Raw genomic sequence first — 23537 nt, 5'->3', positions numbered from 1 at the left:
TCCGTCCATCCTCTCATCTGCTTGCGCAATCTTTTGTTGGATTAAGCGTTCACGAGCAGCTGCTTGCCTGCCAGCCAGGCGATCAGCCGCTGGTTGACGGCTTCCTCACTAAGCTGAGGGAATAATCCGGCGGAAATTACTTGATCATAGAGACGTTCCAGCGGTTCACGGGGATCGGCTTTTTTGGCTTTGGCATCATTCTTCAGCAATTCCCATACATCAAGCACATAGCGGCGGGAGTCCAGCTCCTGTTTGGCAAAAAAAGCATGCAGCTCTTCCAGCTCCTGCAGGAACTCCGCTCCGAAACGTTCAGCCACATTCCCGCGCAGCAGAGCAATTTCCACTTCATACATTGGACGAAGCTTCTTGGCATCCTTGCCAATCCACGGGGTCTCCAGAATGAACGGCAGACCTGCCAGTGCTTCATGATGTACGACATTGTTGATCGTCTCAAAACCAATATAGCCCGAGCCGATCGGAGTATGACGGTCTTTGCCCGCTCCCCGCGGATTCTTGCTGTCATTAATGTGGATAACGCCGAGCCGTTCCAGGCCGATGGTATCGTCGAATTTCTTCAGCACGCCATCCAGATCGCCCACAATATCGTATCCGGCATCATGAATGTGACAGGTGTCGAGACAAATAGACAACCGCTCATTATGTTCGACCTTATCGATAATGGAAGCAATCTCCTCGAAGCTGCGTCCGACCTCTGTTCCCTTGCCGGCCATTGTTTCCAGAGCAATATGCACTTCCGTCTCATTCGTACCGCCCAGCACTTCGTTTAGTCCGTCAGCAATACGCTGAATGCCGTATTCGGCATCCTTGTCAGTGAATGCACCCGGATGCAGGACGATATGCTTAACACCGAGCGCATGGGTACGGCGGATCTCCTCCTGCAGGAAATCAACTGCCAGCTGGTAGGTGCTTTCCTTGTAGGAGCCCAGGTTAATAATGTATGGGGCATGAACCACAATCTCTTCGACGCCATTCTGCGCCATAGCCAGCTTCCCTTCCTCAGGGAACATCGATTCAATCGGCTTACGGCGCGTATTCTGCGGCGCTCCCGTATATATCATAAACGAGGTGGATCCGTACTCATTTGCTTCATTGGCCGCGCTCAGGAGACCCTTGTCCGCGCAGGACACATGTGAACCTATTTTCAGCATGCCTATTTCCCTCTTTCCTTCACGAATTAACCCTTATTCTACCGTGATCGGGAAAATAAATCTAGGCAAGCCCCGTAAGCCCGCTTCCGCTTCGCAAAACTTTGGAAATACGCTATACTTTAGATGAGTAAAAGGAAAGTGACAATCATCATTGTCAAAGGCGGTGTATACATGCATTTTCATTCACCCTCAAGCTTGTTATCTGCAGCTCCGAGCAATTGGTTTATGAATTCCATCGCATTTTGGACCTTTTTACTGCTGGGCTGTATGTGCATCGGCGGCTATTTTATGTTCCGCAAATTTCTGAAGGTACTGCCCAAGGCTGACGGCAAGTCCAAGCTGGACTGGCAGAATTACTGGGTAGAACGCAGCCGTCCACTATGGAGCGACGAGATGAAGGCTTTTCTGGACCAGCTGGTTCAGCCGGTACCCGGCCCCTTCCGCGACATCGCCAAACATTCCATTGCTGCTGAGATCGGCAGAATTGCTGTGGAGAGCAACGCTCCGGAGGTAACCCGCGAGCACTGCATCAAAGGCTATATTATAGCCACACCACGGCGCGACAACCGCTTTCTGGTTACCTTCCTGGAAAAGAACGGCATCGACTACACACCTTATAAACATTTAGTCAAATAACTGCTAATCAGGTCACGCCATGGTCAGGCGTCCAGAACAGGAGCACCCCTATGAAATATATCATTTGCGGAGGCAGCGGCTTCATCGGCAGCGAACTAACCGAACATTGGCTGCAAAGCGGGCATCAGCTCATCAGTGTCGGCCGCAAGCTTCCGGCGAACCCACGATCTCATCCGGGTCTGAGCTATCTTACCTGGGACAGTCTGAAATCAAATCCAGAAGCTGCCGAAGGCGCAGATGTACTGGTTAATCTTGCAGGAGCTTCCCTTAGCCAGCGCTGGACTCAAAGCGGTAAGCAGGCGATTATGAAATCGCGACTGGAAACCGTTACCGCAGCAGGGAAGCTGCTGCGGTCGCTGCAGCATAAGCCCCAGGTAGTCGTCCAGTCCTCTGCTGTCGCCATTTACGGGACTTCACGGCAGGATACCTATAATGAATCTTCTCCAACCCGCGTTGTAGACTTCCCTTCAGAAGTCGTCAAGACCTGGGAAGAGGCTGCCGATGAAGCCTATTCCGGCTGCCGGCTGGTCAAACTGCGCACAGGCGTTGTGCTGGGCAATGAGAGCGGCGCTTTTCCCAAAATGAAGCTGCCTTATTCCCTTGGCTTCGGTGGCAGAATCGGCAGCGGCAAGCAGTGGCTGTCCTGGATTCACCTGACGGATATCGTCCGGCTAATCGAATTCTGCATTCTTCATCCTGAGATCGAGGGTCCTGTCAATGCCACTGCACCGCAGCCGGTTACGAACGAACAATTCGGAAGCATGATCGGCAAAGTCTATCATCGTCCGCATTGGTTCCCCGTCCCGGCATTTCTGTTGAAGGCTGCCGTAGGTGAGCTGTCGGAAATTCTGCTTGAGGGACAGCGTGTACTTCCTTCCAAAGCAGTGAATAACGGCTTCACGTTCACCTATCCAACCCTGCAGCCGGCGCTTGAACAGCTGAAATCTCAAGTGTGAAACGTATAACAGCCCTTAACAATCGTGAACACCGCTCCTTCGGTCAACGAATACTCTTTATAAGGAACCATAACCTCACCAGCGAGAAGCGTACCGTTCCTGGAGTCCAGATCCTTCAGGATATATCCGCCCGCGCTTCTGGAAATTTCGGCATGCACCCGCGATGCCCCTTCAGATGTCTCTACATACTGGGCGACCTCTGAAGAGCGGCCAATAATGAAGCTGGGGCGGTTCAGTTCAATTCTCTCAGGAGTTCCGCCCTCATCGGCCTCGCTTCTTTCCAGATAAGGAACTGCCCGCCCGCTTGATGCGAGCCCGCCCCCTTTAACCGGTTCCGGTTCCCGGATAAGCAGCGCCGTGGCAGCTACTGCAGCAGGCGCTTCTTTCACATGAATCCGGCCCTCGGCAGTCTCCGGGGCTATACCCTGTCCGCCTGCCATTGTCCCCTTTGGATAAGAGATTGCAGCAGATGATGCTTGTTCTGAACGGGTGTAAGTGGGAGCTGAAGGCCGGAGCGGCGCTACCGGATTTCTGCCAAAATCCCATTCCAGCTCATTCCTCAGCTTCCGGCCTGTACCCTTCCTGTCCTCTGTCCCCTCCTCCAAAAATTCTTCCTCTTCCTCAGATCCGACCCGGGTAATTCTACCGCTCCACACCATCCAGCATACAACTGCCAGCCCCAGAGTTACTGCTGCACAGACCGCAAGCCAAAGCGTCAAGGGATTATTTAAATAGAGTAACTTCCATAACAACGCATCGCACAGCACTGCACCAAGTACAATATACGTCCGATACGATGATGTTCCGTCCACAGCAGCTTGGCGGGTATGTAAAGGCATATCAGGCATCAGCTGTTCTCCGGTTGCTCCCCTATCCTTCCGCTTCAGCCGCGGTGCGCCGCCCATCCATGGAGCCTGATCTGGCGCCTGTCCAGGAGCAGGAGGTACTGTGTCTTTATCTCCTTGCTCCCACGCGAAGGCTGCTCTCCCCGGGAAAGCCGTCTTTGGCTCTTCCAGATTACGGAGCGGAGGCTGTTCCATTCTGTCTGCTGACCGAATTGATACTCCTGCCAGCTTCCCCTGAACCAGCCCCATGGCTTCAGGAGGAGCCCTGTATTGGTCTGCCCCTGTCAGCAATTCTGCTAATAGTTCCTTAAGCCCTGCTGGGCTGAAAGCCTCTTCCCCGCAGTATTGCAGCAGCCGCTGCATTCCGTCGCCGGACAGCTCATGGATGGCCGCCATAAATACCATGATCAGCGATCTGAGTGACTCCCCCGGACTTACAGCTGATTCTGTATGCTGCAGTGGAAGGTAGGTAAGGAATACTTTTCCACTGTTTAACGGGCCCTCAATGAAGATGTAGTCTTCATGCAACGCGTACTGCTCTGCACGCAGCATATACAGGCGCCCCTCCTCCATTCCTGCAGCGATCTGCAGCAGCAGCCCGAAGAACTCCAGCATGCTCAGCCTCTCACTTTTGAGCAGAGCCCCCAGCATTTTTCGTCTTGATACGGTATATTCCAGTGTCACCTGCAGGTCTATCTCTCTAAGAAGCAGCCGCAGATGATGCGGAATACCGGTGTTCATCAGCATGCGGGCCTGAACCATGTTAAGCTCTCCTGCCGCCAATCCCTCTGGCTTACCGAGCAGCATCGTTATCCCATCCTGCTGCACGAAATCACGTTCCAGTCCAAACAAGCAGCTTCACCTCCTGAGCTGTTATAACTCCAAACCTCAAGTCAGAAATAATAATACGCACAGATAAATCCCGGAAAAACAGCCAGCATAAAAGGAAACCGGAGCAGATCACTCCCCTGTCCTTTTTTGAACATATCCGTATTACGGAGCAGCAGGAATCCCGCTGTTCTGCTTAACATACCGCGTACCCTCCGGCCTGCTTCCCGCCTGAAGAGAATCATGATCCAGCCGACAACGGCTCCCAACAGCACAGAATACACAATTACCTGCAGGGAGAACAATACACCAGTCCAGGCACCAATTCCGGCAAAAAGCTTAACATCTCCTGCCCCCACTGCCCCGATGAAATACATGATCAGCAGCAGCAGAAACCCCGAACCTGCACCGCACAGAGATAAGAGCAGTCCATGCCGGCCGCTCATAATCACCTGCAGGGATATTCCCGCAACAAGTGCAGGCAATGTAATCCAGTTAGGGATCTTCATCCAGCGTATATCGGTGAATAATGCTGCTGTCAGGAACGGCAGGCAGCCCCAAAAAGCCCATTCTGTCATCCGCACTCCCCTTCCTCTAAACTTCAGTTATTTCACAACTGTAAAAGTAGCCTCCAAGGTGGTGCCGTCAGCCAAACAAATGACGAAGGGCCAGGTCCCCGGTGTTGTATTTACGCCTATCTTCCATTCCCATTCGATATATCCGTTCTCATCCGCCTGCTTCCAGCCCAGATATTTGGCCGTGCTCTGACCACTTTTGTAAAAAATGGCCAGGTTCGCCGAAGCGCCCGGAGGCACCTTAACCTTTATCAGGCCCTGATGATTCGCCACGCCCGGATTAGGCTTCTCCAGGACGACAATGGTGCCTGTTTCCTCATCAGGTCCGGCCTCACCGCCATCTCCGGATACATCAGTGTTGCCGATCCATAAGCGTTCGACTGCACTGGCCTCAAGTACAATCTTTTGATTCAGGAACGGGACCTTCATCGGCAAGTCATAGCTGACTACCAGTCCGAAGTAGGGATGTGTTCCTTTATTCAGATCAGGGACGGTTACATTGGACACATGAATCCGGCTGTATTCAAGCCAGTCCGAAGACAGATACGGCTTCAGCATAGGCTTAAGTGCTATATCCAATACGGCCTCGGAAGCCCCGGCCTGCACCTTCTGGAGCGGCCCTTCTCCCTGCTGGATAGCAGCGCTGACCCAAGATTCCATAGGCTCAGGAAGCTCCTTCACATAATGCTCGCTCCATTCGGCAATCGACAACCGCGGAATACTCCATACACCCGGGGAGGCAGAGCCAGCGGACGAATCTGTGTTCTCTGCTTCACTTGCATCATCCCATTGCTGTGCAGCCAAAGCCGCAGGATACATATGCGCCGAGACTATTTTAACCGTATCGGATACCGTGCTCTGCAGCGCCGTGGAATATAGTGTCATTTGCACAATAAAGATCAGGAACAGGACAAATAACAGAAACATGGGTAGCACCAGCGCCGCTTCTACAACCATGCTGCCTTCATCACGCGGGTCCGGTGATTTCCGCAGACAGAGCTTCATTCGGCCAATCCTCCTTCAATAAGAAAAGTCGGCCCCTACTTTCCTGAAATAATTCTTACCCCGGACGTCCCCCGAGAGTCCTGCACTATAATCCACCAGCTTCACTACTCCAGGGAGAAACCACAGCGGCATGCCCATTGTGAGCTCTGCTGAGGCATACGTGAACTTCCCCGCCGGATCAGTGCCGGTATTCAGGCGGATAAGTGCAAGCATCCGGGCCAATTGTTCCTCCCCTCCTCCATGAAGCAGAAGAAACAACCGCAAATGATCACGATAGGTAAGCTTCGCGGTCATATATTTGGATAAGGGAATCTCCCCGTTCCTGCAGAGCAGAAGCATGTCCTGAACAGCCTGTTCAACTCCATACAAAAGTGCAGCAGCCAGGACCGCCAGCGGATTACCCAGACTGGCTTTCTCTATCATTCCCTCCATAGTCCTTACGGCCAGGCGCAAGGCAAAGATCTCCCCATATGCCGCCGCTACATTCCCGGCAGGATTATAGAAGCCGTACAGAATATACTCCAGCTCCTGAGCCTGAGGATCAAGTTGTTCCCCGAGCTTTTCTCCGAATCCTTCTGCAGACCCGGAAGCCAGCGGAGTCAGCGCCGATAGATCAAAATGACGGAAATACATTGCTGAATACTCTGTTTGATACAATCTGTCCCTGGCGCCTTCCAGAACACTGCTCATCGCTGAGTATAAACCGTCCATATTTTTCATTGATGATTTTCCGGCAGTATACTGATCACCGCTATTCACGGTAACTGCCGCTTCCTGCTCTATACCCTCATTGAAAGAGACATTCTCCTCGTAGTATTGACGCAGACTACGGTACCGTTCCGCGGCTTCTTCTGCGCTTTCACCCAGACCGCGGATCTCATTAAGCAGTTTCATGGCCTCCCCGAGCTTGGTTTTGGCCTGTTGTTCCGTTTGCCTGCGCCCACTGTCCGAAGTCCGGCGGCCGTCAATCTGCGCGGCCTCAGCTGTAATAATGGATCCATGCTCGCCATAATTCTGTATATAACTATGAATTGTCCCTGAAGCATTCAGAACACCTGTAACCATGCCTGAATACTCTCCAGATGATCCTGATAATGCACTCAATACGGCTGGTAATCCGGATACTGCCGGCTCCAGGTTCATTGCAGCCTGTTCCTGTTCCCCTAAATTATTGTCCATAGTACTGAACTCGGATGATGGGAGAATAAGGCTTGCCGCTTGTTCCCTCAGCTTCCTGAGAGGTTCTGAATTCATTTCATCCGCGCTCCCCGGGATGTCCCAGTTCCGCGCAGGATCATTTCCGGCAGTATCTGCGGCAGCCATTGACTGATCGAGCATGCTTTTCATCTGCCGGTTTAAATCCTCAGCCTTCGTAAGTGCTGATCTGGCCTCCTGTAACCGGGAGTTATGGTCTGCCTGAACCTCAGCCACAACACCAGGTATCCGGCTGATCAAATCAGATACTTGATTTCTATACAGCGATAGAACACCTGAGTACTTCGGCGGTTTTTTGGTATCCCGGAACAAATCCTCGTAATACTTGGCGAAATAATCGTTATACATCGCCGGGATATCCGCTGCAGAGGCAATGGAGCCCAGCCCAGCAGGATATATATGATTAGCAGGAGGATTCATCAGAAGCTTCTGCAGTTTCACTGTACTTTCAGCAGCCTCTCTTCTCTTCTGCAGCATAAGTTCCAATGCTTCCTCACGCTGAGTATATAGAGGCTGCAGGTCTCCCAGTATCTGTGTTGTCTGTGAAGCCTCCGTCATTGCCGCAGACAGGGGCTTCAGCTTTCCTGCCAGCTCCAGTGCGAAATCAACAGGTGCTTTATACTTCATTTCTTCAATAATCTGCCGCCGGAAGATATCGTAGCTGCCAAGCGGCCGGCTCCAGTTCAGCGAAGAGGAATCCAGCTTTACCGGCAGCAGATTAAAGGCATCTGCCCGCCCGCTCTCATACAGATTATCGTTCAGCACCTTGGACAGCAGCTGATTGCCATCGTTACCGCCGAAGGCGAATAGAGCGTACCTGTCCCGTAAAGTAATATCATAAGAGGACATCACGGAGCGGACCGCGGCTCTCGCCAAACGTTCCTCCTGCACATTCACAGCCGCAATCCGCGCGTAATCTATGAGCACAGTGGTGAAAAGAAACACGAAAGCCAATATCATAATCAGAAAAATAGAGACAGATCCTTCAGTTGTATGCAGATATCTGAATTTACTGTCGCTACTTCTGTTGCTACTTCTGTTCCTAGTTCCGCTCCGACTTGCGTAACTCCGGCAGCGGCCCGGGCTAGGAAGCTTGCTGAACAACTTGCATTCCTTGGAATGCAGCATCCGTTATCACCTCCCTCCGGTCCCATCCCCTGAACCGGTCCCGCCGAGATATTGGCAGCTTAGTGCAGCTTGTCCAGCATGAGGGCAGCGTTCTTCTTCTCCATGCCCGTGTCCTCCTTGCTGCCGGATGAATGATTCTTGAACTTGGACCCGTAGTAACGCATGAGGTCTACGGTTCGAATAAACTCAACAGGCTCAGTAACATAGGAGCTGGCAGACACCTCGGGAACCGCCTCATCCGCCAATAATTCATCCAAGACCGGTAAACTCAGCACCTTCTTTAATTCAGCACTGATCTTGCGGCCTGTGAGTCCATAAGTGTAGCTAAGCTCTCCCGTCAGATTCAACGGGACAATCTTCGAAGCTTGCCGTAGCTTCACTATAGGCAATTCGCCCCCATCCTCCGCCTCTCCAGGCAGTACAATTGCCGTACTACCATTCTGTGCACCCGTTCCGAACAAGGACCACAATAATCCATCTTCGCTGATTCTCCAGTACAGCGGATCATAATTGCCAGCTGCGAATTCCCCATCCACCGCCCTGTTGCTATTCTCCCAATTGTAGGCCGCACGTTCGGTTGCAGCTGAGCCCACCTGCAGCAGCATCGACTTCTGATAGCTGTAGAGGGAGAAAAACAGCAGCAGCATTGTGATGCACATAATGATCGGCAGCAGAAGCGAAGCCTCGATTGTGAAGCTTCCCTCCTCCTCCTGTAGAGGAATCACTCAAATACTTCCTGACTCTTATCTCCGGCAGTACTAATCAAATCCTTAACTACCTTTACAATCTCTTCACGGAACACCATCACTACCGCAATCAACACCGCAATAATCAGTATCATCTCGAGCGTGCCCAGTCCATCTTCATCTCTCCAAAAATTCCTCACACCTTCTGCAATCAGCGTCATCATATGCTTCTACCTCCTACATTTTTAACATCATCAGCGCCGGTGTCCCCACCAGCACAATCACAATTAAGAAGATAACCACCATCGGGAAGACCAGCTTTGAGGAAGCCTGTTCCCCGTGGGTCCGGCTGATAGCCTTCCGCTTCTCCCAGAGCATCCGCGACAGATCACGCAACGACAGAACAAAGTCAGCTCCGCCTCTGCGGTAATTTAGCAGTACTGTAGTTGTGAAGATGGAGACTTCCTGCACCGCACAACGCTTGCTGAAGTTCTCAAACGCCTGCTGGAACGAATAGCCGCCTTCCCATTCCGCTGTCATCTTCAGCAGTTCAGCATACAGCGGATGGGCACTGTCTCCCTGGCGGCTGTTGACACAGCGGAGGATTGCCCGCTGCACCGTCTCGCCGGCACCAACAAGTAAGACTAGGCTATTCAGCAGCTCCGGCAGCTCAAGCAGAATTAGCTGCTCCCGCAGGCGCACCTTCTTGTGCAGGTCACTGACCATCGCAACCGGAAGTAGAACTGCCAGGAGGCCGCCAATTGAGATTCCCGCCTGCTCACCCGTAAACAAAGTTAGTGCGCTGCCTCCTGTGATCAACAGCCAGCTGTAGCTGAACATCTCTCCCATGAATATCAATGTTCTTTCTGCGCTATGGCGCATGCCGTAGATCCGCTGCAGTGAGCGCTGAATTTTGAACATTACTGCCGGGATTAGGCTAACGACCTTCCCCTTCTCCACAAGCAGCAGGATTGGCTCGCCCAGCCACCGCAGCCGGAGCCCTGCCATGGGCAGTCCACGCAGCGCTGCGTAGCGGCCGCCGCATTTGAAGCGCAGACTCAGCCAGCCGGCGGTGAAGATAAGCATGACTGCAGCACATAACAGTGACATGTCAACCCTCCCTCCTCTTCACAATGGAATATCCATGATCTTGGAGGTCCAGAGATAGCAGAGAAATAAGGCAATCAGCGCCAGTGTGGAGACCGCTATTCCAGCACCTGTATACATTGGCTGCATATAGTCTCCCGCTGTCAGGCTCATGAACATCACCATCATCAGCGGAGAGACGAGTAAGGCCTTGGCCTCAAATTTCTTCTGGGCAATACTGACCGCAATATCCTGCTGGATATCCAGCTTTTCTCCAATAATTGTAGAAGTGCGGCGCACGATCTCCACGAGATCCCCGCCCGTCCGCTTGCAGACCATGAATACATCTGCAAAACGTTCCACATCCTCCATGCCTGCCCTTTTGCTGAAATCATACAGAGCCTCTTCCACCGGCTCCCCGTACTCCATGCGGGTACAGATAATATTCAGCTCAGCGATCATGTCACCGCTGCCCTCCGGGTCAAGCATCCGTAGATCAAGCACCGCCTCGCGAAATGCATTCTCTACCGACCGTCCGGCAGATAGCGATGAAGAGAGCGAGAAGAGCATCTGCTTGAACTGCAGATTAAGCGCTGAGCGCCGGCGCTGGAGCAGGTATTTGCGCAGCAGGCGGGGGCCTGCTGCACTGCCCGGCACTAGCAGCACAGAGAGAAGCAGATGATGATAGAACAGGTAACCAAGGCCAAATAACAGTACACCACCCGTCACAATGACCAGAATTCGTTGCATAGCGTTCAATTCGTACCGGGTATAATCCGGAAGTATTGCTTGTTCGCCCGCAGCAGACCCGCCAGGCGGCTGAACCGGCTTTATTCCTTTCGCGAATATCCTTCTATCCGCTTTGGGTACACTCTGACTTCTGTTCTTCAAGGCATTCAGGACATAACCTCCTCTGGCTTCCGGCTGGCTGCGCTGAAGCGCAGCAATGAATAATCACTGATTCCGGCCATTCGCAGTTTGTTTGTATGCAGCAGCGGATTGCCACAGGCGGCAAGGCCGCCCAGTACCCGGCCATCCCGTTCCCCGGTTTCCCGAAATTCATATAACGGATTCAGCTCGACCTCTCCGCTGCGCAGACCCGCAACTTCACAAATCTCCATGACTCTGCGCGAACGGTCCCGCAGCCGCGAGAGATGTACGAATATATCAATCGCTGACCCGATCTGCTGACGGACTACAGCTACCGGCAGCTCCGCGGCACTGAGAACCATAGTTTCCAGCCGGCTGACCATATCACGCGCACTGTTGGAGTGGCCTGTTGATAACGACCCGTCATGGCCGGTATTCATCGCCTGCAGCATATCCAGGCACTCTGCTCCACGCACCTCACCGACAACAATACGGTTCGGCCGCATCCGCAGTGAAGTGCGGATCAGATCGCGGATGGTAATCTCGCCCCTTCCTTCCGTGTTGGCATTCCTCGTCTCCAGCGAGACCAGATTCGGAACTGTGACAATCTGGAGCTCCGCAGAATCCTCTACCGTAATCACACGCTCCTGCGGCGGTATGAACTGCGACAGGGCATTCAGAAAGGTAGTCTTACCCGAGCCTGTCCCCCCGCTGATGAAGATGTTGTACTTCGCCGCTACCAGAATCTGCAGCAGCTCTGCGGCTTCATGACTGAGCGCTTCACGCTTCACCAGCTCGGCCATGGTCATAGGCGTCTCAGGGAACTTGCGGATGGTCATTGCCGGGCCCCTTAGCGCAGCAGGCGGCAGCACGATATTGACACGCGAACCGTCCTGCAGCCGGGCATCTACAATCGGTGAAGACTCATTCACCACCCGGTTAACGCCTGAGACTACAGTCTGGATAATATCCTCCAGCCGGCTTCTGGATTCAAAAGCCAGCGGCAGTCTGCGGAGCATGCCATCCTCCTCCACAAAGATCTCCTCATGGCTATTGATCATAATCTCGGTAATGGCCGGATTATCTATCAGCGGCTGCAGGATATCCAGCCCCCGGAAGGAGTCAAACAGCTTCTTCACCAGCTCGTGCTTCTCTTTGGCCGTCAAAAATTGCAGATTGTCCCGTCCAAGAATAATCCGTTCAATAAAAGCGGCAAGCTCATGGTTTCCTATGGCCGAAGTAACGTCCAGCCCTGCCCGGATGTCGCTGCGCAGTGCTCTGAACATTTCTTCATTCATGCAGAACTCCCGGTAAATACACCTGGCAAAGCCGGTTCAATTATGCTTCTGCAGAGCTGCTGTACCCCGGCTATGAATTGGGGTGAGCTCAGGCAGAGCTCTCCGTAATGCTGCATCCCCCAGGAAGGAATATACGGAAGTGTACCCGCCAGCCCGGTTCCGGCATCCGCCAGGTTGTCATTCACCGCTTCCGTGCAGCAGTTCATCACGAATCTGCTCCTGCCTCTCAGCTCCGAAGGCATGCCGGAATGCGGGCTGTCGAAGTAGGTAAGCCAGCGTTCCGTCTTGTGCCGGCTTACCTGCTCGTTCTTCAGTACCCACAGCAGAAGTCCGCATCTGTGCAATACAGCCTGAGCCCGCTCCTCCTCAATGCTTCCGGTATCCGCAATGATCACATCATAGCTTCCGGACGCAGCCAGCCCTTCTAATATCTCCAGCGTATCCTGACGTGACATCTGGAGCATTTCCCTGAAATTCTCCACAGGTCTGAATGCATCACAACGCAGGCTATCATGCCTGAACGCATAATCCTTCCATAAGGGCTTCCCCCTCCCTCCCTTGTTCTCTCCCCCAGCCTTGAGTTCGTAGAGCAGGCGTTCAAAGCCCGGAGCGTTACCGCCCGGCATCCGCAGATATAATCCGCTGCTGTCCACACTCTCCAGGTTGAGGTAGAACACCGAGAGGCCCAGTGCACCAAGCTGCTTCGCCATATTCAGGGCAAGCGTTGTTTTGCCGCTGCCGCCGCTTGCCGAGACAACTCCCAGCAGCAGTGTTTGCTCCTTGGGGGCAGCAGCAGTCCTGACCCGCTTCAGATCACACAGCTGGAGAACGGACTCCAGCAGCGAGGGAAGCGCCTGGTATTTGGCAATCCTCATTCCTCCTGCCACATTACCGGCATTCGGCAGGTCTCCCGCATCACTCAACACTGCCCACGGAACCGTGCTCCTTCCTTCCACCAGCCAGGCTTCAATGAAGGATGGGTCTCCGGCAACTGCATCCGGAATTTCGTCTCCCTTCATAAATTCCATAAAAGTGTCCAGCCTGCTGAACGCTGTGATCCGCAGCATTTCCCCATATTCACTATGGTGCAAATAATGCAGCAGCGGTTCAATGTACTCGCTCTCCCGGACTGCAAGTACAATTCTTGCCGTCATGAAATCACTCTCCTCTCAGAATATTGGCAAAAATGGCAGCAAAAAAAGCACCGCCAATAACCGTGGGATACGGTCATTGAACGGTGCTTCCGTTACTGTTCCTATAATTTACAGCTATAGTAGCATATATATAAGAGCTCAGCAATATCTTTTTTACCAATATCCGAGTGAACCTCCCAGAATCCCCCTATCTTACATGTCCTGCAAGGGATATGTGATCATTCTCCGCGTACCTTTATAATACATACGAACATACATAAGTTAGTCCAGATTATAGAGAGGAGTTTTACAATTATGAAACTAATTCCCGGATTCCTTGCCGTTCTTGCCTTATCCGGTGCAGTCAGCTTATCCGCTGCCGCAGCAGAACAACCTATTACTGTCCTTATTGATCAGCAGAAGCTGAACCTGAGCTCCAGCTCGCCGGTCAAAGACAACGATTCTATCCTCGTGCCTATGCGCCCGATCTTCGAGAAGCTGGGCCTGGAGCTAGCCTGGGATGCCAAGACCAGCACCGTCACCGCCAGTAAGGAAGGCCTGAGCATCAAGCTGCAGATCGGCAGCAAAAAAGCCAGCGTGAATGGAACGGTCAAGTCGCTGGTATCCGCTCCCCGGATGATTAATAATGTGACGTATGTCCCGCTGCGCTTCGTCAGTGAAGCTACCGGCAATCAGGTGAGCTGGGACGCCAAAGCCAACACCGTAGCGATTACCAGCGCAGTAGACACTGCTGTGTCCACCAAAGAAATCTCAGCCCTGTTCGATAAGTACGCCGACTATTTGAATAATGAGAATGCCAAAGGTTTCGTGTCGCTTATCGATCCGCAGTCTCCGCTAACTGCGATTGGTCCGCAGCTTGAGGAACAAATGGCGGAGTATGATACCAAGACCACCATCGAGCAGCTGAACATTATTGATGTGCAGAAGAGTGAAGCAACTGTGCAGACGATCGAAACCAGCAAGAAGCTCGGCGGTGCTTTTATGCTGAACAGCAAAGCTGAGTACATCTATTCCCTGACCCGGAGTACCGGCAGCACACAGTGGCAGATCAGCAATCTGCAGATCAAAGCTATAGAGTATTCCCTTCCGGAGGGAACGCTCGAAGCGGCAGTTTCGGTCCCCAAAGCTGAGGAAGATCTGATCAATGCTGTGGTTCAGGCTAATTTTGAATATACGAACAAAGAGAATCTCGACGGCCTGCTCTCGACCATTGACGAGACTTCTCCCGCATATACTCAGACCAAACAGGTGTATGCCCAGATGTTCCAGGTCTATGATCTGGATTCTGCTATTGAGTCTTCCAAGATCATTGATTATACAGCCGATGAAGCCTCCGTATATCTGGTGCAGACGACTAAAAAACTAAGCGGTCCTGCATTACCGGATAGCCGCTCCACCACTGTGATAACCCTGAAGAAGTCTGCTGATGGCAAATGGAAGCTTTTCCAGAGCTATATGCTTAAGACAGAACCTTTGAAGCCGTAAGGAACCGCTCAGGAAACATTGAATTCATTTGCGTCAAAATACCCTGCAACCCAAAAAGCAGCGCCGCCCTTCAGAGGACGGCACTGCTTTTTATTAAACCCGGTTTCCCGCTACAGGAATCTCCGCTTCAGATCCGGTGACGGGAGCAGACACTGCTCATCCCGGCCGAACCAGCGGTAGCGGTTCCTTGCCACAAGCCTGTACAAGGCGTTACGCAGCGGTTTCGGCACCAGGATGAACACATATGCGAGCGGCCACGGAAACCGCAGTCTGCGGGCAATCCGCAGCACTGCAGCCGACTCTGTATAATAGCTGCCGTTCTCCACAAGCACCACTGTGTTTAACTGATTGCCGGGCAGGCTGCCAGCCCTCAGCAATTCCTTGGCCGCCTCACTCTGCAAGGAGGCGAACATGAAGTTCGCCCGGGGATCACGGGGAACAATGAACCGGACCAGCCCCTGGCACAGATGGCAGACTCCATCAATCAGCACAATGGATTTACCCTGCCTTTCCTTGTACTCTTCAGCCACTTCGCCGCCCCCTTCCTCTTAAGCATAGTGTACCCTTCATATCCACTTCTGAAAAAAAACAAAAAACGCGGGATAGCTCCCGCGCCTACAACGTCCGTACGTGTAATTATTCAGCAATTGCCTTGTTAATCCACTCGTCCCCGAGCATTTGCCCTTCGAAATCAGCTGTGAAGGAATCCATGCATCTGCAGATGAAATCTTTGCGGCATACCGGACATGGCGTCTTGAGCAGGCGGCTGATGTTCGTCATTTTCCATTCCGGAAACCGATTGTAGAACGCGCGGCACTCCGTTCCGTCAGCAAGCTTGATAATGAACTCGTACAATCCTTCCTTATCATTGCTGCTGGCTTTGGTCACATTCGTAATATTCGGTCTGTAAGACATCTTCATCACCCATTATTTAAATTTTTGGTAGTTAATAGCACACGCGACATTAACAGATACTTAGACATATTAAAGAATTTCCGGGGTGATGTCAACCAAACAGCAAGCTCGCACCCGCTATTTATTGCACTTCTAACCTTCTCCGACTCTATTTAGCCATTATTCCCAGCTTTGTTCATTCCTACCCGTTGTTTCTGCGGCTCCACATAGTATAAGACCGGACAACGGCTGTCCGGCCTTATATTGGAACATATCATTTTCAATGATATAACTTCACCATTCCTTACAGTACGTTCAGTTCAACCTCAATATTTCCGCGGGTCGCCTTCGAGTACGGGCAGAAATCATGAGCTTTCTTCGCCAGATCTTCCGCTACAGAGCGTTCAATACCCGGCAGCTTCACATCCAGTTTAACCGCAAGCTTGAAGCCTCCGTCGCTCTCGTCCTTGCCAATCAGCACGTTGGAAGTGATCTCCACATCCTGCAGCTTCACGCCCTCCTTACGGGCAATGTTGGCTAGCGCACTCTCATAGCAGGCACCATATCCTGCCGCGAACAGCTGCTCAGGATTCGTACCGGCACCGCCGGGACCGCCAAGCTCCTTCGGAATTTTGAGGTCATGCTTAAGGGCTCCATCCGATGATTCCACTGAACCCTCGCGGCCCCCGCGAACGGTTGCTGTAGCTGTATATAACGCCTTCAGTTGCACTGCAGTCATCTTTGATCTTCTCCTTTTTCAAGCGAATTTTGTACCGACACATACCTTTAACTTAAACATCCCCTGCATTTTGAAACGATTATGCAATGTTGTCACAACCTGGAGGGTTGCTTCTGACGGTGAATAGTGTACAATTAAATTGTGATAAATCAATGTACGGGAGGAATTATCCATGAGTGTCTATGATTATGAAGCCAACACCCTTAAGGGCCAGGAAGAATCACTCTCCAAATACAAAGGCAAAGTACTGCTCGTCGTAAACACAGCCAGCAAATGCGGTTTCACTCCTCAATATAAGGGTCTCCAGGAAGTGTACGATAAATTCAAAGACCGCGGATTTGAAGTTCTGGGGTTCCCCAGCAACCAATTCGCCAAACAGGAGCCGGGCGAGAGTGAAGACATCGCCGAGTTCTGCGAGATTAATTATGGTGTAACCTTCCCTATGTACGAGAAAATCAATGTCAACGGCAATGAAGCCCATCCTTTATTCAAATATCTCTCCAAAGAAGCACCCGGCGTACTCGGCTCCAAGAGCGTTAAATGGAACTTCACTAAATTCCTGGTGGATCAGGAAGGCCGCGTGCTCAAGCGGTTCTCACCGCAAACCACACCGGACCAGATTGAAGCAGACATCGCCAAGCTGCTGGAGTAGAGCGACCTAATTCATCTGTCTGCCGCAAAATACAAACACCCTTACTGCCCGAATGAATGCCGGGTGTGAAGGGTGTTTTTTTCATCATAAGCTCACCGGTAACTGCCTGGAATTAGCCCCGGCGCAAGCCTTGCCTTATCTAGCCAAGCGCATCTGTTCACGTACGTCCTTCCAGGATATCAATCGGATTTCTTCGTCCACCAGCAGCTGTCTGAATTCCTTGTCCATACAGTAGTTATATTCCATTTCTCTTTTGGCGGAAGAGGGGGTAAGGGTGCGCATTTCGGCAGTATCCCTTGAAGGGTGCACGACCAGCTCCGTTATTCCAGCTTTCATTTCTTGGATGGCCTGCGATAATTGCCGCCTCACATCAGGATAACCCTCCCCCTGCTCCTGCTCATAAGGCAGAATGATTAAATCATCAATCAGCGGAATTCCCCGGCGGTCTGCCGAATCAATTCTCTTCCGGAACAACTCCCGCATCTGCGGAGATAAAAAAGACTGGTTCACAATGTTCCGGGGCAGCTTGAACGGCAGCCGGTATTCCTCACACAAATCGAAGGCCAGCTCCAGAAAATCGCGTCCGCCCGCCAGTCCCAATAGACTGCCCTCATGACTGTCCAGATGTGTCGGATCAATCCCCATCCGTATGGCGGCTTCGATCTGATTGCGTACTTCAGTCCTGACTGCTTCTTCAGCAGCCTGATGCTCCACTTCAGCTGATGTCCCCCAAAAGTGCCCCTCTTGAGTCATTAACGATTGAACCCTTCCATCTCTCGTCACCGGCCCCCACTTATACTGCGGGAAACTGGAAGTAAGCGTAAGATGCACACCGATATTCGCTTTGCGGTTATGTGCGGCATAGTCAGCTGCCTGCTTAGCCCAGGGACCCGGCACCATGATCATAGCCGAAGTAATGGTACGCGCCTCCCACAGCTCCATAATCGCCTCATTCATAGAATGGCACAGGCCGAAATCATCCGCAGTAATAATCAAATAGCGTCCATTCGGACACCGTCGCTTATTCAAGTCTTCACTCCATTCCTTATGCACAATCCTCATCCCCTTCCTATTTGACTTCACTCCATGCAGCTGCAAACCCAAATAAACAGCAAAAAACCTGAAGTCCCTTATGGATAAGGAATTTCAGGTTTCTGCTGTTACATGTTATGCGGTAGAGAGGACTCGAACCTCCACGGGTATACACCCACTACCCCCTCAAGATAGCGTGTCTGCCATTCCACCACTACCGCGCGGTGTGTACAAATGTTAAAGCTTTGTTTGAGGCCAACATTCAATATTATAAATCCATTGCCGTAAAAAGTAAAGATGCCCTTTTAAGAATTTTCACTCATGTCAGAGTATCGCTTATTTAATTAGAATTCCCGTCATCCGCCTTGCGCTTACGGTACTCTGTAAATTCAATGTATTCCTTGATAAACTCCTTCTCTTTCTGCAGCAGTTCATCCGTTTGGCAATTCAATTGCCGTATTTGGCCAAAAAAATAATCCTCTCCGCTTTCTTTCACCGTGTCCACACTCCGCTTGCCCAGAATCAGCCAATCGAGGCTGACATTAAAAAATGCGGCGATCTCAATCAGCTTATGCGTGCCGGGCGTCGACTTGCCCCGCTTCCAGTCTCCCATGTTGCCGGTGCTGATATTCAGCTGCTCACAGAAAGCTTTCTTCGTAAGTCCTTGCCGTTTGATGAGAGATTCAATTCGTTCGTAAATGGAGTGCATTCGGTAACCCGCCTTCCGCCAAAATGTTTTTATACGTAAAAACGTTATTTTTTATTGTAAAATGACGTAAAAAAGTATATAATTAACTATTATTATGTCTTTTCCTAATTATAACATAGCGGCTGGATAGTCGATAAGAGGTGAGTGATCTGAACAGCAAACGACCTATTACTCCATATGGCTGGGCTATCAAACAACGTCTGACAGAACTGCATTTGGACCAGAAGAAATTCTGTGAGTTACACGGCATCCCACCCTATCGGCTATCCAACCTGATTCACGGCACACGTAAAGCCGACCGCTACCGCCGCCAAGTCGCCGAACTGCTGAACCTCCCGCCATCCTAGCTTGTCATTCCTGCACCACCCAAGGAGCGATTACCATTGCCGGACAGTATCTCTTCTTCCATCATTCAATCCCTGAATGCCATGAAGCATAACTCGCTGGTAATCGGCAGCACTGGAGACATCCGTTTCGCCAGCGATCACTGGGAAGACTTTAACCGGCTGTACGGCTTCTCAAGTGCTGGGGACTGGCTCGGATTAAATGTGCTGGAGCTGTTTCGGCAAAAGCTGGCTGATCCGGACGGGATGGTAAAGCTGGAGCAGCTGCTGCGTGATATTTTCAAGGGAATCCGCCTTGTTGCCAGCGCTGAGCTAACACTCTTGACCGGGAATAACGGCAGCAGAATATTTCACCTGGATATTTTCCCGCTCCTTACTGAACAACAAGCACCCGCGCATCAGACTGCCGTCCTTACACTGCATGATATTGGACCTTCCCCTAATGCAGAGGAATCTGCAGGTCCTGCCCTTATAATTCAATGCCCCAGCGTCGTCCATCTACACCCAAGCCCCCAGCTCGTGCCCATCTGTGCAGCCTGCAAATCAGTCCGCAGCAGCCAGGAGGAATGGATCACCATCGAACGTTTCCTGAAGCTGCAGCTCTCTTTACAGTTCACCCATGATATCTGCCCGGACTGCATCCGCGAGCTGTATCCGAAATATGCCGCGGCCCTAAAGTGGTGAAGCAGCCAGCCTTCCGGTTCATTGGCGGATCTTCGCTTTCCTCTTAATCAGGATCATTCTTTGAATATCTTCAAGCTGTATGGCATTTTCGACCCTTATCCATAACCATTTTCCGTCATGAAACTGGGCTGCAGTATCAAACATGGAACGGAAAGAGCCGCCGAACTCTGCACATCTGTCCCGATATACTTCAATCTCCTTTTTTCCAAGGACAAGCAGGACGGTAAAGCCTTTTTTTTCGGGGAACATGCAAAATAGAGTTTTTCCGCTTTTACGGTACCTAACGTTCCAGCCGTAATTCTTACCGCCGTAGTTCCATTCTGCTGTATGGTCGTAATTCTGCGCCGCAAAGCTCATTAATCCGGCCCAGGCATCCTTTGCTTCAGTGCCAAGCGATGAATACACCTCGTCTTCCGTTGGCATATGACTTTTATCGATAAACCGGTCACTGTTCATACCCACACTCCCCTGAATTTATGATCCAAAGCAAGCATTAACAGGCTGTCATTGTGAATATTGTAGCATTATATTGCAAAAAAACGGAAACCCTTATCGCTAAGGATTTCCGTTCTTCATTACTTATGTATGCGGTAGAGAGGACTCGAACCTCCACGGGTATACACCCACTACCCCCTCAAGATAGCGTGTCTGCCATTCCACCACTACCGCATATTGAGGCTTCATCGAACCCAGGGAATTCTCATCCCTTCAATCGAAGAAGATTATGGTGACTCGTATGGGATTCGAACCCATGTTACCTCCGTGAAAGGGAGGTGTCTTAACCCCTTGACCAACGAGCCAGATGATAAGTTTGTGTGTTTGTCACAACAAAAATGAGTATATCAAACCTCGCTAAATTTGACAAGCCTTTTTTCAAAAGAAAATATCAGGGAGAAATACGGCGTGCAGCCTACGCTTCTCCCCATCCCAGCCCCGCCTTCCCGCGAGGCCGAAACTATATTCTCCCCTTCTTAAATACGTCCGCCAGCGGCAGCTAGGACGCGGATTCCATCCGCGCAGTCATAGCCCAGACTCTGCGCTACTGCGGGATTCGTTACGTGTCCAGCCACCACATTCAAGCCGCGGGCAAGCGCCGCATTGTTGACCGCAGCCACATGAATGCCATGATTGGCAATCTGCAGCGCATAAGGGATTGTCACATTGGTCAGCGCCAGTGTAGAGGTCCGGGCGACCGCCCCCGGCATATTGGCCACCGCATAGTGCACCACGCCATGCTTCACATAGGTCGGGTTCTCATGGGTTGTAATCCGGTCGATGGTCTCAATCGAGCCGCCTTGATCAATCGCCACGTCCACGATCACAGAACCCTCTGCCATTTGCTGCACCATATACTCTTTGACCAGCTTCGGCGCACGGGCACCGGGAATCAGCACAGCCCCGATCAGCAGATCGGCTTTGCGGACAGCCTGCTCAAGATGATAAGAATCCGACATCACTGTAACGAGCCTTCCGCCAAAAATATCATCCAAAGCCCGCAGCCGGTTCGCATTCAGATCCAGGACTGTCACGCGTGCCCCCATCCCCAGGGCAATCTTCGCCGCATTGGTGCCGACAATACCGCCGCCGACAATCACTACCTCTCCAGGCTGTACTCCCGGCACACCGCCCAGCAGGACGCCTTTGCCGCCCTGCGGCTTCTCCAGTAGCCCGGCACCGATCTGCACAGCCATCCGTCCGGCAACCTCGCTCATCGGGATCAGCAGCGGCAGGGAGCCATCTTCAAGCTGGATGGTCTCATATCCAACCGCCGTCACCCCGCCCTCCACAAGCGCCTTGGTCAGAACCGCCTCCGGCGCCAGATGCAGGTATGTGAAGAGAATCAGGCCTTTGCGGAAATAAGCATATTCCTCCGGCAGAGGCTCCTTCACTTTAATGATCATCTCCGCCTTGCCCCAGACTTCCGCAGCGGTGTCCAGAACTTCAGCACCTTTATCCAGGTATTCCTGGTCATCGAAGCCGCTGCCTGTGCCGGCAGAGGCCTGGACGAACACTTCATGCCCCGCCTTCCGGAGTGCTTCTACCCCGGCCGGGGTTATGGCGACGCGGTTCTCATTATTCTTGATTTCTGCGGGTACGCCAACAATCATGCTGATTCCCCCTAAAAGTTTTGTGAGCAAAACTCGCTTCAGAAGCATAGGCTTAGTTTGGTTAGCATGGCCTTCCTGTGATATGAGAAAAGAAAGGCTCAGAAATGAGCCTTTCTCTTCTCAGCTAAGGTGATGCAGGCGGCCGCACGGCCTCCTGCGGTTTAGAACCCCAATTCCATTCACCCTAGTATATGCGGATTTCCTTCTTAAGGATTAACCTTTGTTTCGAAGGTCTGTTTACCGCCAACGAATTTCAGAACGACAGCCGCTTTAACCGGGTCGTGTGTTTCGTTCAGGGTAATTTTGCCTGTTGCGAGCTGCAGATCTTTGGTTGCTGCCAAAGCTTCTGTAATTTTGGCCGGATCTGCTTCACCGGCACGGGTGATGGCATCAGCCACCAGCTTCAGTGCATCGTAACCAAGGGCAGCCATACCATCCGGAACAGCACCGCCATTAGCTGCTTTGTAGGCTTCAACGAAGCTGGTTACTTCAGTAGCTGTATCTTCAGGCGAGTAGTGATTGGACATGTAAGTGTTCTCCAAGGCTTCTGCACCAGCGATTTCAGCCAGCTGCGGAGAATCCCATCCGTCGCCGCCCAGGAATGGAACGGTGATACCCATTTCACGGGCCTGTTTCACGATTTTACCAACTTCTTCATAGTAGCCCGGCAGGTAAATTACATCCGGGTTAGCTGCTTTGATACGTGTCAGAACGGCTTTGAAGTCAGAGTCTTTCTGCTGGTAGGACTCCTGGCTCAGCACTTCGCCGCCTTTAGCTTTGAAGGTCTCTTCGAAGAACTTCTGCAGACCTTTGGAGTAGTCACTCGAAGTATCTGTATAGATTACTGCTTTTTTGGCTTTCAGGGAGTCGATTGCAAAGTTCGCCATCACTTCACCTTGGAATGGATCGATAAAGGCTGCGCGGAACACATATTCATTCACATTGCCACTGCGCTCATCTACAGTAACTTTAGGGTTGGTGGCACCTACTGCAACGAGTGGAATCTTCTTCTCGGTAGCAACCGGAACGATACCCAGCGTATTGGTAGAAGTGGAAGCACCAATGATTGTAACAACCTTATCATTGGTAATCAGCTTCTGTGCTGCTTGCGTTGCTTCTTCAGACTTCGAAGCGTTGTCGGCAATTACCAGTTCCAACTGCTTACCAAGAATCCCGCCTGCTGCGTTGATCTCATCAACAGCCAGCTTCGCGCCCTTCGATGCGGAGTCGCCGAAAGAAGCTTGACCGCCTGTGAGCTCAAGGTCAGCCCCGATTTTGATTGTGCCTGCGGCAGCATTTCCGCCGCTTGCAGAGTTACCGCTGTTCTCTGTGTTGTTGCCACAGCCCGATGCTAATACCGCAGTCAGTACTGTCGACAAAATAATGGCCCCAATTTTCTTCATTGTTTCTCCCAGCCTCCCGATTAATTAATTTTTATA

Annotated in this window: 25 protein-coding genes and 3 tRNA genes; 6 read left to right on the top strand and 22 right to left on the bottom strand. The window is 51.7% G+C overall.

Annotated elements, in window-relative coordinates; genetic code table 11:
• Positions 1–41: 41 nt before the first annotated feature.
• A complete protein-coding gene (locus GC101_RS14585) occupies positions 42–1169 on the bottom strand; it encodes a deoxyribonuclease IV (protein WP_171717829.1) in 1128 nt (375 codons plus the stop codon).
• 171 nt (positions 1170–1340) lie between these two features.
• Here GC101_RS14585 and GC101_RS14580 point away from each other — a divergent pair, with 171 nt between their 5' ends.
• Both GC101_RS14580 and GC101_RS14575 read left to right on the top strand, forming a co-directional pair.
• A complete protein-coding gene (locus tag GC101_RS14580; RefSeq protein WP_042140824.1) occupies positions 1341–1805 on the top strand; it encodes a DUF2621 domain-containing protein in 465 nt (154 codons plus the stop codon).
• 50 nt (positions 1806–1855) lie between these two features.
• Positions 1856–2761, top strand: a complete 906-nt coding sequence (locus GC101_RS14575) for a TIGR01777 family oxidoreductase (RefSeq protein ID WP_171717828.1) — start codon at positions 1856–1858, stop codon at positions 2759–2761.
• Here GC101_RS14575 and GC101_RS14570 read toward each other — a convergent pair.
• From GC101_RS14570 to GC101_RS14525, 10 genes are all read right to left on the bottom strand, one after another.
• The gene (locus GC101_RS14570; RefSeq protein ID WP_171717827.1) at positions 2752–4458 is read right to left on the bottom strand and encodes a DUF6382 and FHA domain-containing protein; all 1707 of its coding nucleotides are present in this window, start codon (positions 4456–4458) and stop codon (positions 2752–2754) included. The genes GC101_RS14575 and GC101_RS14570 overlap by 10 nt on opposite strands.
• A 41-nt stretch (positions 4459–4499) precedes the next feature.
• Positions 4500–5012: an A24 family peptidase gene (locus GC101_RS14565; RefSeq protein ID WP_171717826.1), complete on the bottom strand. Its 513-nt coding sequence runs from the start codon at positions 5010–5012 to the stop codon at positions 4500–4502.
• Between the two features lie 27 nt (positions 5013–5039).
• On the bottom strand, positions 5040–6014 hold the full coding sequence (locus GC101_RS14560) for a TadE/TadG family type IV pilus assembly protein (protein WP_246354335.1): 975 nt from the start codon (positions 6012–6014) through the stop codon (positions 5040–5042).
• A 15-nt stretch (positions 6015–6029) separates the two neighbouring features.
• Entirely contained in the window at positions 6030–8105 is a 2076-nt protein-coding gene (locus GC101_RS14555; RefSeq protein WP_171717825.1) for a hypothetical protein, read from the bottom strand.
• 311 nt (positions 8106–8416) lie between these two features.
• On the bottom strand, positions 8417–9082 hold the full coding sequence (locus GC101_RS14550) for a pilus assembly protein (protein ID WP_171717824.1): 666 nt from the start codon (positions 9080–9082) through the stop codon (positions 8417–8419).
• Entirely contained in the window at positions 9079–9267 is a 189-nt protein-coding gene (locus GC101_RS14545) for a Flp1 family type IVb pilin (RefSeq protein ID WP_076242375.1), read from the bottom strand. The genes GC101_RS14550 and GC101_RS14545 overlap by 4 nt, the downstream gene beginning before the upstream one ends.
• 13 nt (positions 9268–9280) lie before the next feature.
• Complete coding sequence (locus GC101_RS14540) at positions 9281–10153, bottom strand: type II secretion system F family protein (protein ID WP_171717823.1); 873 nt, start codon at positions 10151–10153, stop codon at positions 9281–9283.
• Between the two features lie 18 nt (positions 10154–10171).
• Positions 10172–10963 (bottom strand): type II secretion system F family protein, encoded by a 792-nt coding sequence (locus GC101_RS14535; protein ID WP_343049707.1) that lies wholly within the window; start codon positions 10961–10963, stop codon positions 10172–10174.
• Between the two features lie 62 nt (positions 10964–11025).
• A complete protein-coding gene (locus GC101_RS14530; RefSeq protein ID WP_171717822.1) occupies positions 11026–12297 on the bottom strand; it encodes a TadA family conjugal transfer-associated ATPase in 1272 nt (423 codons plus the stop codon).
• The gene (locus GC101_RS14525) at positions 12294–13451 is read right to left on the bottom strand and encodes a P-loop NTPase family protein (RefSeq protein WP_171717821.1); all 1158 of its coding nucleotides are present in this window, start codon (positions 13449–13451) and stop codon (positions 12294–12296) included. Before GC101_RS14525 ends, GC101_RS14530 begins: the two co-directional genes overlap by 4 nt.
• 294 nt (positions 13452–13745) lie before the next feature.
• Between GC101_RS14525 and GC101_RS14520 the strand changes: the two genes are divergently transcribed.
• Positions 13746–14936 (top strand): copper amine oxidase N-terminal domain-containing protein, encoded by a 1191-nt coding sequence (locus tag GC101_RS14520; RefSeq protein ID WP_171717820.1) that lies wholly within the window; start codon positions 13746–13748, stop codon positions 14934–14936.
• 110 nt (positions 14937–15046) lie between these two features.
• On the opposite strand, the gene GC101_RS14515 is transcribed toward GC101_RS14520, so the two are convergent.
• From GC101_RS14515 to GC101_RS14505, 3 genes are all read right to left on the bottom strand, one after another.
• Complete coding sequence (locus tag GC101_RS14515; RefSeq protein WP_171717819.1) at positions 15047–15466, bottom strand: DCC1-like thiol-disulfide oxidoreductase family protein; 420 nt, start codon at positions 15464–15466, stop codon at positions 15047–15049.
• Between the two features lie 106 nt (positions 15467–15572).
• Positions 15573–15851, bottom strand: coding sequence for a hypothetical protein (locus GC101_RS14510; RefSeq protein WP_171717818.1), 279 nt, complete (start codon positions 15849–15851; stop codon positions 15573–15575).
• A gap of 283 nt (positions 15852–16134) precedes the next feature.
• The gene (locus tag GC101_RS14505; protein ID WP_042140820.1) at positions 16135–16554 is read right to left on the bottom strand and encodes an organic hydroperoxide resistance protein; all 420 of its coding nucleotides are present in this window, start codon (positions 16552–16554) and stop codon (positions 16135–16137) included.
• A gap of 187 nt (positions 16555–16741) precedes the next feature.
• On the opposite strand from GC101_RS14505, the gene GC101_RS14500 reads away from it, so the two are divergent.
• Positions 16742–17221, top strand: a complete 480-nt coding sequence (locus tag GC101_RS14500; RefSeq protein ID WP_171717817.1) for a glutathione peroxidase — start codon at positions 16742–16744, stop codon at positions 17219–17221.
• A gap of 135 nt (positions 17222–17356) precedes the next feature.
• On the opposite strand, the gene GC101_RS14495 is transcribed toward GC101_RS14500, so the two are convergent.
• The 3 genes from GC101_RS14495 to GC101_RS14485 form a co-directional block, all read right to left on the bottom strand.
• The gene (locus GC101_RS14495; RefSeq protein ID WP_171717816.1) at positions 17357–18250 is read right to left on the bottom strand and encodes a polysaccharide deacetylase family protein; all 894 of its coding nucleotides are present in this window, start codon (positions 18248–18250) and stop codon (positions 17357–17359) included.
• A 141-nt stretch (positions 18251–18391) separates the two neighbouring features.
• Positions 18392–18474, bottom strand: a tRNA-Leu gene (locus GC101_RS14490).
• A gap of 119 nt (positions 18475–18593) precedes the next feature.
• Positions 18594–18962, bottom strand: a complete 369-nt coding sequence (locus GC101_RS14485; protein ID WP_042134309.1) for a helix-turn-helix domain-containing protein — start codon at positions 18960–18962, stop codon at positions 18594–18596.
• A 149-nt stretch (positions 18963–19111) separates the two neighbouring features.
• On the opposite strand from GC101_RS14485, the gene GC101_RS36135 reads away from it, so the two are divergent.
• Both GC101_RS36135 and GC101_RS14480 read left to right on the top strand, forming a co-directional pair.
• Positions 19112–19309, top strand: a complete 198-nt coding sequence (locus GC101_RS36135) for a Rha family transcriptional regulator (protein ID WP_076242814.1) — start codon at positions 19112–19114, stop codon at positions 19307–19309.
• Positions 19310–19345: 36 nt separating this feature from the next.
• A complete protein-coding gene (locus tag GC101_RS14480) occupies positions 19346–19990 on the top strand; it encodes a nitrogen regulation protein NR(II) (RefSeq protein ID WP_171717815.1) in 645 nt (214 codons plus the stop codon).
• An 18-nt stretch (positions 19991–20008) separates the two neighbouring features.
• Here the strand turns inward: GC101_RS14480 and GC101_RS14475 are convergent, their stop codons facing one another.
• The 5 genes from GC101_RS14475 to GC101_RS14455 form a co-directional block, all read right to left on the bottom strand.
• The gene (locus GC101_RS14475; RefSeq protein ID WP_171717814.1) at positions 20009–20446 is read right to left on the bottom strand and encodes a DUF3788 domain-containing protein; all 438 of its coding nucleotides are present in this window, start codon (positions 20444–20446) and stop codon (positions 20009–20011) included.
• 130 nt (positions 20447–20576) lie between these two features.
• Positions 20577–20659, bottom strand: a tRNA-Leu gene (locus GC101_RS14470).
• Between the two features lie 56 nt (positions 20660–20715).
• Positions 20716–20790, bottom strand: a tRNA-Glu gene (locus GC101_RS14465).
• Positions 20791–20961: 171 nt separating this feature from the next.
• Complete coding sequence (gene ald, locus GC101_RS14460) at positions 20962–22098, bottom strand: alanine dehydrogenase (RefSeq protein WP_171717813.1); 1137 nt, start codon at positions 22096–22098, stop codon at positions 20962–20964.
• A 206-nt stretch (positions 22099–22304) separates the two neighbouring features.
• Entirely contained in the window at positions 22305–23501 is a 1197-nt protein-coding gene (locus tag GC101_RS14455) for an ABC transporter substrate-binding protein (protein ID WP_171717812.1), read from the bottom strand.
• Positions 23502–23537: the final 36 nt, after the last annotated feature.

It is taken from the genome of Paenibacillus phytohabitans, from assembly GCF_013141775.1.
Lineage (GTDB): Bacteria > Bacillota > Bacilli > Paenibacillales > Paenibacillaceae > Paenibacillus_AQ > Paenibacillus_AQ phytohabitans.
This window is presented reverse-complemented; position numbering and strand designations above follow the sequence as displayed.